The sequence below is a fragment of the Nostoc sp. JL31 genome (genome assembly GCF_017114965.1).
Taxonomy (GTDB): domain Bacteria; phylum Cyanobacteriota; class Cyanobacteriia; order Cyanobacteriales; family Nostocaceae; genus Nostoc; species Nostoc punctiforme_A.
On the sequence record NZ_JABXKO010000087.1, the window covers coordinates 1 to 15,477 of the forward strand.

General features: G+C 40.9%; 9 protein-coding genes. 2 read left to right on the top strand and 7 right to left on the bottom strand.

The annotated features are described in order from the left end of the window. Positions 1-345: 345 nt before the first annotated feature. Positions 346-1,092 (bottom strand): response regulator transcription factor, encoded by a 747-nt coding sequence (locus HWQ43_RS19955; RefSeq protein WP_094347548.1) that lies wholly within the window; start codon positions 1,090-1,092, stop codon positions 346-348. A 157-nt stretch (positions 1,093-1,249) separates the two neighbouring features. On the opposite strand from HWQ43_RS19955, the gene HWQ43_RS19960 reads away from it, so the two are divergent. Beyond that, a complete protein-coding gene (locus tag HWQ43_RS19960) occupies positions 1,250-2,314 on the top strand; it encodes an alpha/beta fold hydrolase (RefSeq protein ID WP_292737270.1) in 1,065 nt (354 codons plus the stop codon). Positions 2,315-2,407: 93 nt separating this feature from the next. Here the strand turns inward: HWQ43_RS19960 and HWQ43_RS19965 are convergent, their stop codons facing one another. Continuing rightward, complete coding sequence (locus HWQ43_RS19965; RefSeq protein WP_292737272.1) at positions 2,408-2,575, bottom strand: hypothetical protein; 168 nt, start codon at positions 2,573-2,575, stop codon at positions 2,408-2,410. A 495-nt stretch (positions 2,576-3,070) separates the two neighbouring features. Here HWQ43_RS19965 and hetI point away from each other — a divergent pair, with 495 nt between their 5' ends. Beyond that, entirely contained in the window at positions 3,071-3,790 is a 720-nt protein-coding gene (hetI, locus tag HWQ43_RS19970; protein WP_292737274.1) for a 4'-phosphopantetheinyl transferase HetI, read from the top strand. Between the two features lie 83 nt (positions 3,791-3,873). On the opposite strand, the gene HWQ43_RS19975 is transcribed toward hetI, so the two are convergent. The 5 genes from HWQ43_RS19975 to HWQ43_RS19995 form a co-directional block, all read right to left on the bottom strand. Then, a complete protein-coding gene (locus HWQ43_RS19975; RefSeq protein ID WP_292737275.1) occupies positions 3,874-4,677 on the bottom strand; it encodes an SDR family oxidoreductase in 804 nt (267 codons plus the stop codon). A 562-nt stretch (positions 4,678-5,239) separates the two neighbouring features. Continuing rightward, on the bottom strand, positions 5,240-6,754 hold the full coding sequence (locus HWQ43_RS19980; protein WP_292737277.1) for a thioester reductase domain-containing protein: 1,515 nt from the start codon (positions 6,752-6,754) through the stop codon (positions 5,240-5,242). A 2-nt stretch (positions 6,755-6,756) separates the two neighbouring features. Next, on the bottom strand, positions 6,757-8,433 hold the full coding sequence (locus HWQ43_RS19985) for a PfaD family polyunsaturated fatty acid/polyketide biosynthesis protein (protein ID WP_292737279.1): 1,677 nt from the start codon (positions 8,431-8,433) through the stop codon (positions 6,757-6,759). Between the two features lie 301 nt (positions 8,434-8,734). After that, positions 8,735-13,486 carry a PfaB family protein gene (locus HWQ43_RS19990; RefSeq protein WP_292737281.1) on the bottom strand — a complete coding sequence of 1,584 codons (4,752 nt, stop codon included), beginning with the start codon at positions 13,484-13,486 and terminating at the stop codon, positions 8,735-8,737. A gap of 158 nt (positions 13,487-13,644) precedes the next feature. Continuing rightward, complete coding sequence (locus HWQ43_RS19995; protein ID WP_292737283.1) at positions 13,645-15,372, bottom strand: SDR family NAD(P)-dependent oxidoreductase; 1,728 nt, start codon at positions 15,370-15,372, stop codon at positions 13,645-13,647. Between the last annotated feature and the right edge of the window lie 105 nt (positions 15,373-15,477).

The following is a 15,477-nucleotide window of genomic DNA, read 5'->3' on the forward strand; positions in this document are numbered from 1 at the left end:
GTGCCCCTTGTCGAAAATATTATCTTCTTTTTTAACACGCCCTGCGGAATGTGGGTTTGAAAATAATGATAATCAAAAAGAGGCAGAGGAGTGTGACTGAAAATCACATCCTCTTCCTCTCCATCACACGATTATCATTTTCACTAAGCTTAATTTGAGTATTTTAACTCATTGAAAAAAAATGCTTTTATTAAAATCTTACGGATGCGCTTGTAGAGACGTTGTATTGCAACATCTCTACATACTACTAAATCCTACCAATAACCTTAACTAAGCGGTAAGGAATAAGAGTTACAGGGAGTTCTTGCCTAAGTGATAGCTTAGATAAGGGAATTTAGCGTGATTTTATTCAACAACTGTTACCGAAGCCCCTTCATTAGAAGATGGAGGTATACCGGGTAATTCAAGACAGTATCCAGCACCATAGACTGTCTTGATATAGCGGGGATGGCGAGGATCTGGTTCTAGCTTGGTTCTCAGGTGGCGAATATGCACTCGAATCGTTTCTATGTCATCATCAGGATCGTAGCCCCAAACTTCTCTGAGGATTTCGCTGGGAGAAACTGTTTGACCGTGGCGTTGCAGTAAGCAGTGAAGTAACTCAAATTCCAAGTGAGTCAATTTCACCGTCTCATTGAACCATATTGCCTCAAATCTTTCGGGAACGAGGGTCAATGAGCCATAGTTGAGAATCTCACTATGCTTTGCGGCTTGGGGAATCCGGTCAGTACGCCGCAAAAGTGCCCGCACCCGCGCCAGCAGTTCTTCAACTTCAAAAGGTTTGGTGAGGTAGTCATCTGCGCCAGCATTGAAGCCTTCCACCTTATCCTGAGTTTGGCTCAAAGCCGTCAACATTAACACGGGAATCTCAGAGGTGCGATCGTCGCGGCGCAGGCGTTGACAAACGGTAAACCCATCTACCCTGGGCAACATTAAATCGAGCATGATCAAGTCTGGTTGTAGCTGGAGAGCCAGTGCTTGACCTTTGATGCCGTCTTCAGCTTGACTAACATCGTAGCCAGCCATTTCCAAGTTGACGGCAACTAGTTCTGAAATCGCTGGGTCATCGTCTATGACAAGAATCCTCGGCATTCTTAAAAAATTATTACTACTTATTAAGGATAATTAACAACCTTTGATAGATACAAAGATTTTGGAATCGATTCTAAAAAAGTTTTTAAATCTTACATAAATATTAAGATTAAATGACTGTGAAATCAAGACTCAATTACATGAAATCTTATAGTCTATGATGTGTTATACTCCCCCCTACAATCCGTCTTGGTTTTTACAAAACGGTGTAATGATGACTGTATACACCGCTTTGTGGGGAAAACGTAACTGGCAAAGTACTACTAAAGACCCAGAACCGTCTTATCACGAAGAAATCTTTATTGGCGGCCAAGGTGTGCCAATTTTTGGCTTGGTTGCCATTCCGAAAAATGCTCACAGCACGATTATCGGGACTTATGGCATTACCGGAGAATTAAAAACAGAATGGTTTTTGAGAGTGCTAGGACGTAAAGCCTATGCTCAAGGATATGCTGTGGTGTTGTTTGATTGGCGGGCCCACGGGAAAACTGCCGAATTGTCGCCAACTCTCACTTCTGATGGTTTGTATGAGGGGGAAGATTTTGTTCGCATCGCTGCCGCTGCGAAGGCAATGGGATGTCCGGGGAAATTTTGGTTTACAGGGTTTTCTTTAGGGGGGCAATTGGCGCTATGGGCAGTGAAGGTGGCTGGTGAGGTGATTAGGGAGTATGGAGATTTAGGGCTAGAAGATAGCGATATTGGCGGTGGTATGGTGATTTGTCCAAGCTTGGATTCACAGCGATCGCTATCTTATCTGGTTACAAAGCCCTTTGGCAGATATTTGGAAGCAGGGATTGCCCAAAATTTAAAAAAACTGGCATGGCGGATTCATGATGCCCATCCTGGAAGCCTTGACCCAGAAGCGATTGAACGGGCGAATAGCATTTGGGGTTTTGACAATGAACTTGTAATTAAGCAACTAGGTTTTCCTTCTGTGGAAGCATATTACCAAGCTAGTAGTGCTTTACAAATATTGCCGCAAATCTCAAAACCGACTTTGATTTTATATGCTGCCGATGACCCACTTTTTGACCCAAGTATCATACCGGAATTAGAAGAAGCGTGCGATCGCAATTCCGCAATAGATTTGTTACTCACTCAATACGGCGGTCATGTTGGCTATTTGAGTAGTAAAGAGTGTCAGCGTCAAGTAAAGGATTCTGATCTTTGGTGGGCATGGAATCGGGTTTTACAATGGTTAGAGCAACAGCGAACAGAGTAATAAGCGAGACGATATTCTAGTTGTAGGATACTCAACGGATGGAGTCGTATTGCTTGGAAGCCCAAAATAGAGAGGATGGCATTGACCCAGACGCTACCACAATATCATTGGTAAACCAGCAAGAACAGAAGCAATACCTGTCCAGAGAGTAAAACGCGCAATATCTAACTCATCCAAAGCAACGCTCATTTGCCTAATTGCTAATAGCAGCGCTGCTAGTAGCAGTATAAAGAAGGCAAAGTACCCCAAATTAATAATCATTCATCCTCACTATGTTCTACAAAAAAGTAGTTGTAATAGGTTTTTAACAAGCATTGGCAAGGGTTTTTTGTTCCAGATTTAACACTTTCTGAAAAAAACTATTTACTACTAAAGAGATATCTACTTCAGAACACTTGCAGACATTGGTTGTAGTCCCTTTGAGTAATGCTGTAATAGCTAATGTTGTAAGCCAAAATAAAATTTGCGATTCTCTGTCAATAATTTTAAAGTATTCTCTCTCAGGGGATTTAACGTGTAGTTGAGGAGCATACATCTAGAGTAATAAATTATAATATTTAGCTGGCAAAAGCAATCGCGGCTACCTGTATTTATGTTTACAGCTAGAGTTAATATCTAACAATACCTATGGCAGATTCTAGGAAAAACACGCGCAGTTGTATATAGTAATGCTAAAGCGTTAAACCAGATCCAACCATAATAATCGTCGTAATTAAACAAACTATTAAAGTACAACTCCCTTGACTTTTTAACTCAATGACCGCTTCTAATGATATTTGGCTACCTGCACCGACAGATTTAACTTTGCTACCGGATGAGATTCATGTCTGGCGCATAGACCTTGACCAACCGGAAACAAAACTGCAAAGTTTAGCAGCAACTCTTTCCAGTGACGAAACGGCTCGTGCTGAACGGTTCTATTTTCAGGAACATCGGCAGCGTTTTATCGCTGGTCGTGGTATTCTGCGAACTATATTAGGTAGCTATTTGGGTATCCAGCCTTTACAAGTTCAGTTTAATTATCAGCAGCGTGGCAAACCAGTATTAGCAGATACATTTGCCGATAGTGGACTGGCGTTTAACTTGTCTCACTCCCAAGGTTTGGGTTTGTGTGCGGTGAATTGTACTCGCCCAATTGGTGTAGACCTAGAATATATTCGCCCGATGTCTGATATTGAAGCTCTTGCCAAACGGTTCTTTTTACCGAGAGAATATGAGATGTTGCGATCGCTATCTCCCAACCAACAGCAGGAGATATTTTTCCGTTATTGGACTTGTAAGGAAGCTTATTTAAAAGCAACTGGAGACGGACTATCCCAGTTAGAGCAAGTTGAAGTATCGCTGACTCCCACAGAACCAGCCAAGTTAGAGATAACTGAAGACTGGAGTCTTTTTGAACTAGTACCCGCTAACAATTATGTTGCTGCTGTTGCTGTAGAGAATTTTGGCTGGGATTTGAAGTGTTGGCAATACTGATGTTGACTAAGCTCATCTCCTGGGTGAAACAAGAGAGATATTGCGGACAAATGACCAATGACTAATGACAAATGACAACCAGCTTACTTATCCTCCTGCATATTTCGCACAATTTTTGTCACTAAGTTTCTAGGTACAAATCTGACGCTTTTTGCAAGTATTGCATTGAGTAAACCAGGAATGACAATGGTTTGACCCTTCATTAAGGCACGAAAACCAACTTCAGCTACTGTTCGTGCATCCATCATCCTCTTACCCTTGAGCAACTTAGAGTCAGCCATTCCCGTTCTTTCATGAAAGGCAGATGCGGTTGAGCCTGGGCAAAGAACTGTCACAGTGACACCAGTACCTTCTAATTCATTAGCGATCGCTTCCGAAAAAGATAAGATATAAGCTTTAGTAGCAAAATAAACCGCCATCAAAGGCCCAGGTTGAAAGGCAGCAGCCGAGGCGACGTTTAATATCTTACCTTCACCTTGCTTGACCATGTGCTTCACGAATAGCTTAGTTAAATGGGTGAGACACACCAAATTTACCTGTAGCATTTCCAATTCAGTAGCTAGGTCTGTTTCGTGAAATAATCCATAGATACCAAATCCAGCATTATTTACCAGCACATCAACATTAATATCGGCTTTTTGCAACTCCGTGAAAATTTCTTCAGGAGCAGTTGATATAGATAAATCCTTAACAATAGTTTTGACAAAAATTCCAAACTTTTTTTGGAATTGAACTGCAATTTCTACAAGCTTTGGCCCGTTCCTGTCTACTAATACCAAATTGTAATCATGAGCAGCAAAAATACATGCTAATTCGTAGCCAATTCCACCGGCTGCCCCGGTAATAAGAGCAGTTTGTTTGCTCTGTCTTTGATGTGTTGTGTTCATTTAAGAATATTGGTGAATTCAATTTGATGAAGTTGCGTTGCATTTACAGTGATTCTCGCTCTACAATTAAGTACGCGTAATATCTCAACCTACAAGAAATATCTTGAGTTATTACCCTTTCAAATGCTTATGTGATGCATTGGATACATATAGCAGTCCAAACGCAAATTTAGGACTTATGCATCGAAGAAGTTAGGACTTAAAGGAGTTCGGTTATTTCAGACTGCTAGCATTTGGCTTTTGATCACTCACAAAAGCCAGCGGGTAAAATCAAACTTTTATGCCCGACATTAACCATTCTATCCTCAATTGCTTCTGTCAAGGGGTGAATACTAAAAATTTACATGATTGAGCATAAAAAAACAGGGCAATTAGATTGCCGCTGTTAGTGTATGAGTTGTTGCTGGCATCTGAAATATTCGCTGTTCAGTAGTACTGAGTTTTAAAAAACATGGACTAAATAAAATTATTTTGTAGGCTGTGTTACGGCTTCCGTAACGTACCGAAAGTATCCGGTACGGTGCGTTACGCTCCTAACACATCCTACGCAAATTGTGAATTACTAAGCGATATTTAAGAAGCCGCTTTGAATCAAGTAGGCAGTATAAGTCATAAACAATTGAGAGTCAATGGGAGGACAAGCAATAGAACTACCTGCCAATGCATGAAGAGTATCTTGGCAGCTAATATGGGGTCTTCTAGCTTGTAAATACAAATCAGGAATAGTCAGTTGTTCATCAGACCAACGTTCCAGTAAAAATGGTCGCAGAGTGTATAAAGGATTGTCAGAAGAAGTGACATTATTGATTAACTCTGATTGCCATTTTTCATAGGGAATCATTTCAACTGAATAACCAAAAGAGCGTATCCACTCAACTAGCATTTTTAAAGCAGCAGGTTGGGGATGTTGTAAATTGAAAGCTTTACCTATGGATTCTTTTTGGCGTGATAGATAAACAATGGCTTTACTTACATAGTCTACAGGTGACATATCCAACATATAATCTACATCAGGGAAATATCCCATTTGTAGACAGCCCTTGGTCATCAAGTTGATAAAGTCATGTGTGTTACAAATGCCTGTTTTGCTATCACCTGAAATCAGTGGTGGTCTGTGAATAGTTACAGGAAGTCCACGGTCACGGGCAATTTTGACTAACTTTTCAGCTACCCATTTTGTTTGTGAGTAACCAAGATAAATGCCTTCCCAATGATTGAATTCATCCTGCTCTTTGACAACCTTGCCAGCATAAGCAGTGGATTCAAAAACAGCAACACTGGAAACGTAATGTACAGGCTTGACTTTAATTAGACAAGCTAATCTCAAAACTTCTTGAGTGCCTAAAACATTGGCTGCTTTCAGTGCTGAGTATGGAAAAACATAATTCAACAAAGCAGCACTATGATAGATGGTATCAATATTGGCAGCTAAGACTTGAAACTTTTCCGAACCAATACCTAACAATGGTTGCGATAAATCGCCGACAATCGGAATAATTCTAGAGGTAAATTCTTCCTGCCAAATTGCATACTGTTCCAGATTCTTTTGGAGTTTGCTTTTGCCTTCTTCAGCATTAGCAGCACGTACTAAGCAATAGATATCCGCATTAGTTTCTTGTAGCAATTCCCGGATGATAAAAGCTCCTAAAAAGCCTGTTCCTCCAGTTAAAAAGATGTTCTTGGGTTCACCTATAGCTACATTAGATGCAGCGCCAGGATGGATGGTGGGGTCAAGAACAGCCTCAGCACCTAAATCTAGAACAGAGGGTGCAGCGTTGGCATTAGAGGATGCTGCCCCTGTTTCTTGAATCGGTGAACCTTCTTGCACTTCTTCAGCTAAACGCTGTGAAAGAGCTTCAATATTTGGGTAATGCCACAGAAGCAATGGAGAGGGTTGAAATCCGAGCAACTTTTCTAAGTTACTTACTAGAATCATTGCTTGGGCTGAATCCAACCCATAGTTTTCTAAATGTTCTTTGACATCTATTTCATCAGTTGCTACTCCTAGCAACTTAGCTAAGTTAGATACCAAAAATATTTGAATATCTTCTGCTGTGAAAGACTGTTTTATAGTCATTTTTAAATCTCCAACAATGATGTAGAACGAACAGGGTGATACTGACTGTAATAATCGGAAGCTTGCAGCCCTTGAATTTTCAAATTTTGGACACGGTACAAAAAGGCTGCACCAGTCATAATTTGATTAGCAACATCAACTACACCACGATTATTTGGTTCAGACAGGTAAGAACCGCGTACCCAGTCATTGAAACCGCCCATTGCCGGGCCACACCAAATTTGATAATCGACTTCTCTACCTTTTTCACCAGAACTAGACCAGCGAGAAGATAATCCTAAATACCAGCGGAAAATCAACGCCATTTTCAGTTTAGGATTATTGACTGCTTTCCCAAGCTTCTCAGGATTCTTTTGGGACAAATAAGCCGCAGTTCCTTCCCATACTTCGGCAATAGTTTTGCGAAAAACTTGTTTTTCTAATTTCTCTCTTTCTGCAAGGGGGATGCTTTCAATGGAATCATAAGCGCGATAGAGTTCAAATAATTTCTGCGCTCGCATGGGGAACATCGTACCCCGTTTGAGAACTTGCAATTTGACTCCCATTTCAAACATATCTGCTGCTGGGGCCATAATCATATCAGCCATTTCTGCTTGGGCTAATAACTTTTTGGTATGTTCACAAGCCCCAGATTCAACACATGACTGATTAATTGAGCCAGTCATTATATAAGCAGCACCCATCATAAAGGCTGCTAATGCTGATTGTGGTGTGCCAATTCCCCCTGCTACTCCGATTCTAATCGGTGTTTGGTAATGATATTGTGCTTGAATTTCATCCCGCAAGGCAATAATAGAAGGTAACACACAAACCAGGGGACGATTATCTGTATGTCCTCCAGAATCAGCCTCGACGGTAATATCATCAGCCATTGGAACTTTGGCTGCAAGGGTTGCTTGTAACTCAGTAATTAACCCTTGTTCAAGAAGTTCTTTGACTATTCTGGCTGGTGCTGGTTGCAGAAATTTCGTAGCAACTTCTCGGCGAGAAATTTTGGCAATGATTTTATTTTTGATTTCAATTTGATTGGCGTTATTTAATGCCAATCCAGCAACACGGTAATAAACAATGTTGGGGGTCAAGTCGAGAAATGCAGAGGCTTCTACTGTTCTCACTTGATATTTGAGATATAAATCTACAGCCCGGCGTTCAGTCGCAGGTTCGTTGGGGCTGTGGATTAGATTAAATGCGTAGGGCCCTTGAGGTAAAGCTTGTTGAATGCGATTTATGGCTGCTTCCAAACGTTCTGGAGTTAAACCACCTGCACCAAAAGAACTTAAAATTTGCTCTTTTCCGAGTGCAATGACCATTTCTTCAGAAGCAATTCCGCCAGCCATTGCGCCGGTAACGTAGGCATATTTTACTCCATGAGAGGAGAGAAAATTGGGATCTCCAAATTGTTGAATGCGGATTGGTGCTGCAAATGTTAGCAGTTCTACTTGTGCTGTTGTGCCATTATCACCAGGGGATAAATAACCCTCATTAGTGACACCGATTTTTCCGGCAACTTTCACGATGTAGCAGGGTTTATTTAACACCATCAATTTATCTTTGATGGTTTGTTTTTCGAAAGATACTGTTTCTAAAGAACCTTTCCAAACTTGGTTTTTGTTATGAGACCAAGTGGAGAAGTTAAGACCATTATCGTGTTTACTTAGTACCGTATCTACGGTTGTCACGGTAGTTATCCCTCGGATTACAAACAATGGATGATTAAAGTTGAAGGGTGTAGATTCTTTATATAGCAATCCTAAATCGTATGTGAAAACTTCTCTCTTCCTTGGCGCTCTTAGCGTCTTGGCGGTTCGTTCATTTCCAAAACTTAGATAGAATTGCTATACAAATCTAAATTTTCATACCAATTCTCCATGAAGATGCACGTAATAATTTTTAAACGAACCGCCAAGACGCCAAGGACACCAAGGAAGAGAGGAGTTAAGAATTAATCGGTGCAAGTTGAGAGAGAATTGGTATGAGATATTAAGATTCTTCGTTAAGCAAGTTTTGGGCGCAAGCTAGTTGCAATTGAATGATTTCGCTCATTTGCTGACTGTAATCTTGTCTAGCTTGTAAGAAGGCAGTGTGTGCTTTAGTTATCTTTGAATTATTAGCATTGAGCTTTTGATACTGGGTCTTATTTAAATCGAACATGCTGATGATGCTACTAATTTTTCGAGTTATGACGGGTCGGGAAGAAAGAGAAATTGGCTGTCTAATTGCACTTGACTCAGAAGATTGTAATTGTTCTCTCGTTTCAAAAACGTTATCAATGATATTTTTCGGTTTTACTTCTTCTGGCTGAGGCAAGATGTTAGGGGAGTAATTTTCTTCTTGGGTTATTTGGTTGGAAGTGTTAAGATAATCTGTGATGTCAGATTGTTGGACATTAGGTATATCTGGATGCTGTATTTTAAAGCGATCGCTTCTAAGATCCCCAGCGAAATATTCAACAAGTTTGCGATTTTCTTCGCTCAAAATTGTAGCTGCGATCGCTTTCCCACCCAAGGTAACTGTTCTCAATGTTGCTTTATTTGAATTAGTAGTGTCTTGGGCTTTGCTATACAGTGGTGATAAATCTACCTTCACCTGATGACTGAGTAGTTTTGCTAATGCTTTGACCATCGAAGCATGGTCATCCATCCCTCTACGATTTAGAGAGACTGTGATATGTTCTTTGTTGCCGAGAATTTTGTCAATCCATCGTGAACAGACGCTACCAGCGCCCGCTTCTAAAAATATTCTGACTCCATCACCGTAGACACGATTAACTAATTGCGGAAAATCAAGTTCTTGGCACAATCCTTTGGCAATATTGTGGGCAATGGTATCACTATCAAGTGTAATTGGTTGATAATTGGCGGCAGAATAAAAAACAATACCGGGAAGATTTTGAGATGGTAAGGTGTTTACCTTCTTGATTTCCTCGTACTGCGATCGCATCGCCTCACAATGTATCACATGGTCGAAGGGAGCGGGGAAAAAATTGCAATTTAGAGTTTGAATCACTCGCTTACAGGCGGCATCTTCACCAGCAATTAATACTTCTTCTGGTGTGTTGATTTGAGTTAAGTAGACGCGATTCTCTTGTTTCAGGCATTCTCTAACTTGCGATGGAGTCGCCATGAGAACATAGGTATTCCAAAAATTGTTGTTTGGTGAATCGGTTAATCCCCAATATTCACGCACAGCATTTTTCGGCCCAGATAATTTATCACCAAATAGAGGCGATGAATTTAAGGTATTACTTCCACCCTCAAAATCACTCCAAACTCCTTGGGCAACCATCATGCTAGTTTCACCCAAGCTATACCCAAATACAGATTGCGGCTTGACTTTAAAATCATCTCGGAAAATTGCCGTCATGTATCTAGCAAAAGCGATTTCACTTTCAAACATTGCCAGTGAATCATCTAACAATTGCTTTTCGAGTGTTTCTAGTTGCCTGGTTGTCAATTTAGGTAAACTTCTGGGATAAACCAATTTTTCAACATCGGCAGCGCGGTTGTAGAGATTGTTACTTTTTAAGTCCTCGAAGACTTTCGGAAATAAACGAAAAACAGTCCGACCAATGCCAATATAAGAATTGACTGCTGCGGGATAAACATAAGCAACCGCTCCAGTTTTACCCAATGGTTTCGCTGTGAAATAACTGCCGAGTGGTGTTTGCCAATCTGTGCCGTTTTCAAAAGCATTATTTACACCTTTGCGGGCAGATTCAATTTCTTTGAGTAAATCTTTTGTGTTACGTCCTGTGATTGATAAGACGTATTTTGCATCAGATTGCTGCTCAAAGGTGGCAAATGTCTCGCTAGCGGTAGCTGATAAAGAAGAACTAGCTTCGATGGATTTCTGGAGATTGTTTAGGATATCGGGTATAGTGGAGCGATCGCTAACTGCGATGGGAAACAGATGAAAAGGCATTTGTTGCAAATATCTGTTGTCGCGCTCCTCTTGGCTGGGTTCCTCCGATAAGATTAAATGGGCGTAACTGCCATCTATACCCATGCTATTAATTGCTGCTATTCTGCGTGTGCCGCCTTTATCGACAAACCAAGGTCTTGATTCCATCGCCACATAGAAAGGGCTACCTTCCCATACTTGCGGTGTTTTGACACCAGACCATTTGGGGGTGGCGGGAATATACCTGTAATAAAGACAGAGAGCGGTTTTGATTAAGCTAGCAATTCCCGATGCTGTATAGGTGTGGCCGATATTGGATTTAACGCTACCTAATGCACAGTGCAAACCATTGCCCACTTTCGGATAAGCTTGGAGTAAACCTGTGATTTCGGCTTCATCCTCTTGAGGAATGCCACTACCGAAGACTTCCACATAGTTAACCTCTGTGGGTTGAATCTCCGCCATCTCGAAAGCTTGTTTGCAGACATTGCTGATAGCTGAAGCATCAGGTTTTACCAAAGCGTCACTCGAAGTAGAATTACCTTGTGCGAAACTCATGGCATCAATTACTGCATAGATGCGTTCATTATCTTCCTTAGCAGCTTCGTAACGCTTGAGGACAACTGCACCCGCACCTTCGCCAACTGTCCAGCCATTAGCTTGCTGGTCATAACCCAAGGTATTAACACCCGTATTAATCGGGGCAAATTGGCTGCGGAACAAGACATTTTCCACACCACCAGCTAAATCTACTGCACCCACAACCACCGCATCGACTTCTCCCGTAGCAAGTAGCATTTGGGCAACTTCCAAGGCTTTGAGGGCAGAATTTTCGCCAGCGCTGACAGTGAATGCAGGGCCAGTGAAATTCCACAAAGCCGAAATCCGACTCGCCATGATGTTGGCGATGTGACTTACATATTCGCCGATTTCTACTGGTTGGTGAATGCTATCTTTGACAATGGTTTCCAGTTGTGCAAGTTGTTCAGCAGGTAGGGAAATTCCTTGGTTGAGTAAGCCGTCCTTAACTTGCCAAGATAGATTCCATCTTTGCTGTAGCTGATGCACAGAGAATTCTGTCTCGGCAGCAACAATCACTGCGACATTACCACCCTCCTGTAGTTTCGCATCTTTGACGGCGCGATCGCTAACCTTCAGGAGCAACAATTGTTGTGGGTTTAACTTCTCGATTTCATTCGGTGGGATTTTGCAGGATAAAGTATCGATTTCAAAATCTTTGATATATGCCCCTATTGGTGCTTTTCCATCTGTTAAACCGTACTCTTTCAGGACATTTTCTTGATTTTCTATACCGTGCCATCTTTGAGGCGGTAGGGAAGTAAAATGCTGTGTTCCATCATAAATGCTGCGTTCAAAAGCATCTAAACCATTGCAGTTACCAAAAAAGGCATCCATGCCGACGATGGCGACTTTGGTAGGTGGAACAGGTGGAGTTGATTCAACTGATTCTGCTATAGTTCCTTGTTCTAAAATCAGATGAGAATTAGTGCCGCCAAAACCAAAAGCGCTAATAGCTGCCCGTTTAATTGATGCATTATTATTAGGCCATGCTGTAGCTGTTCTAACAATTTTATCGGCAGAAATTGTACCATTTTCTGAAATTAAAGGTTCCGAAACATTCATGGTTGCTGGAATTACACCATGAGACATACTCAAAATCACTTTAGTCAAGCCAACCATGCCGGCAGCAGTTAACAAGTGACCTGTATTTGCCTTAGCAGAACCCACCAGAGGCACAGCTTTATTTTGACCAAAGAATGTTTCTATGGAAGTGAATTCGGTTGTATCTCCTAGCAATGTGCCAGTGGCGTGACACTCTAAATAATCAATGGTTTTGGGACTAAACTTTGCCTCATTATAGGCTCGCTCAAAAGCTAAAACTTGCCCTTTAGGATTCGGACTCAATAAATGTTTACCTTTACCATCATTCGAGAGTCCGTTACCGCAGATAGTGGCAAGAATATTATCGCCATCTCTAACGGCATCAGAATATCTCTTCAGCATTACCATCCCAACACCATCGGCGGGAATTAGCCCTCTAGAGGATTTATCTAAGGGAAGGCTGATACCGTTTTCTGGATACCCTTGAACACCAGAAAATAACATCCGCACGAAGAGGGAATCTGCACAACTGATGGCTCCAGCTAACATGACATCAGCTTTGTGTGACCATAAGTAATGAGATGCTAGTTTAATCGCATAAAATGATGACGCACAAGCAGCATCCAGACATAAATTAATCTGGGATAAGGATAGAGCTTGAGCAATGATAGATGCTGGTAAGCCAGATATCAGGGCATTGTACAAAGACGCTTTAGTTGCAGTTGAGAGAGTAGCTAAATCAAAGTCTTCATCCTGCAAAAGTTCTCTGACAGCAGGATTAATAGCTTGCTGGTAAATTGGAGAGAATAATTGATTAGATAATTTCGTCGGAAGCGAAAGATTACCTAAAATTACACCACATTTTGAGAGAACAGTTTGATTACCCCAATAACCACTATGCACAATTGCTTGTTTAGCAGCATACAACGACCATTTAAAGGTATTATCTAAACCACCAACAATTTCTAATGGGAGATTGTATTCAGCAGGGTCAAACTGAAAGTTACGGATGTATCCGCCTTTGAGAGAATAGGTTTTATCTAGTGTACCTTTAACTGAATTGTGAAAAATTGTTGGGTCTACTCCGATTTCCTCGACAGTTGCAGACGATCTTGAATCTTTTTGAGCAACAATATTTTGCCAAAATTCTTCAGGGTTTTTCGCATCTGGAAATAGACATGATAATCCGATAATGGCTATTTTTTCCACTACTTGTATCCTCAATGTTTGGGTATTAGGCAAGAGATAATTAAAAGGCAGGATTTACGCTGTTCCCCAAACTTTAAAAGAGGCAATTTAGCTGTTGAGTGGTAAATAAAAAGCTCACGCCAAAACGCAAAATAGAAATGACAATTTCTGGAAAACTATTAGCTTCTGAGTAATTTCATCGACCAAATAATTGCGTGGGCACCGAGCATCCGCGAATATATTTGTCCTTGACGGTCATGTATGATAAAATCAGCAATTACACTAGTTGCTGTTTTCGCTTTCACTTCACACGAAACGTAAAAAGGTTTGTTATGTGGTGTAGCTACAAACTGTTCATATTTTTCTACCCTACCAGGTAAACAAGCTTCTTGATGAAAGTGCTGTGTCCAAATCCATAATGCGTGCATACTCAAGTCAATTGTATAAGGATTGATCCATTGCACTGGAAATTGTCCTTGTTGCTTGTCGCTAATTTCTTGCCAAAGACATTCTGTAGTGATTTTTTCAGGGCTGATGTTTAAGACTTTTGTGACTTCCTGAAAAGCAGGGCCATGAAATAATGTAGCTCCTCCATTTTGGTAAAAAGCTTTTCCTGTAGTGGTGATGATGTTATCTTCTTCAAGATTAATTGATTCATAAGGACAAGCAATGGGGATTTTTTGCTGGAGATTGAGTTGAGCGCTAAAATGATAATGAATTTTTCCTTCTGGGTTTTTACTCAAGATTGTTGCTTTAACTTCGACGTTTTCAAAGCTAATCTTGGAAATTTCTTCTATTTCTAAAATATGTTCCTTTGCTAAGGATTCATTGAAAGTAATCCCCTTCAAAATTTTAAAATTTTGGTGATGGAACAATTTGTAACCTGGATAAAGTTGTTCACAGGTATTGATCATCCATGTCATTGCACAAGTTGCTGGTAAAACTGGAGAACCAGCAATAGTATGATCGTGTAAAAAGGGATTAGCCTCCAATGTCATTTGGCGACGGATACGATAGGTTCGTAGTTCTGAATCTAACTCTGTAGCCTGTGGAACTAGTGGACTACCAATAACAACTTGTGCGGTTGCGTGATTGGTATTATCCATTTCTTTCACGAGCATTTGTGCCCCAACTGCAACGGGAATTATTTCGATTTTTCGCTCTTGAAACACTTTCTTTAATTCTGCTGTCACCATTCCACTATCCCAAGCGCCCCAGTTGATAGCGACTACATGACATGAAGGATAACTTTGCTTAAATATATGGGCCGATTTGTTCAGAATTTCATTTGCGATCGCATAATCAGATTGTCCGGGATTTCCGTAAAAGCCTGTTACGGAAGAAAACAAAACTAAATGCTGAAGTTGATTAGGGTTAACGCAATTTAGAAGGTTTTCTAAGCCTTGAACTTTGGCGGTGTAAACTTTTTCAAAATCTTGTTCTGTTTTCTTTTCAATTAACTTATCAGCTAAGTTTCCAGCGCCGTGGATGATTCCGGTAATTGGGCCAAGATGTTGCACAGCAGTGGCAAGTTTTTCTTGTAAAGCTGGCGTATCTGTGACATCAACGCTGATATATTCGGCTTTAGCTCCGGTTTTTTCAATTGCTGCTAGTGTCTTTTTAATCTCGCGGCTGGAGGTAATTTTGTTATATATTTTTTGCACGTTCATGGGTGTAGGCTTCTCTCCTTGAGAAAGAAGATTTTCCATGATGCATTTTTTCAATGCGGATTCATCAGAATTTTGAGCATAATCTGGCTCAGTTTCTAACAGTTCGGAGCGACCGAGGAGGATGAATTTGCAGGGTTGCTGTTGGGCTAATCTGATAGTACACTCAGCTGTAATCCCTTTTGCACCGCCGCTCACAACAAATACAGATGATGGACTAAGCTGGGATGTTTGTGTCATAAATCCTCTGATATTAATTCGTAATTCGTAATTCGTAATTAAGAGATGTTGTTTCTTATCTCTTTCTCTGTATCCTCTGCGCCTCTGCGGTTTTTTTTAAACGAA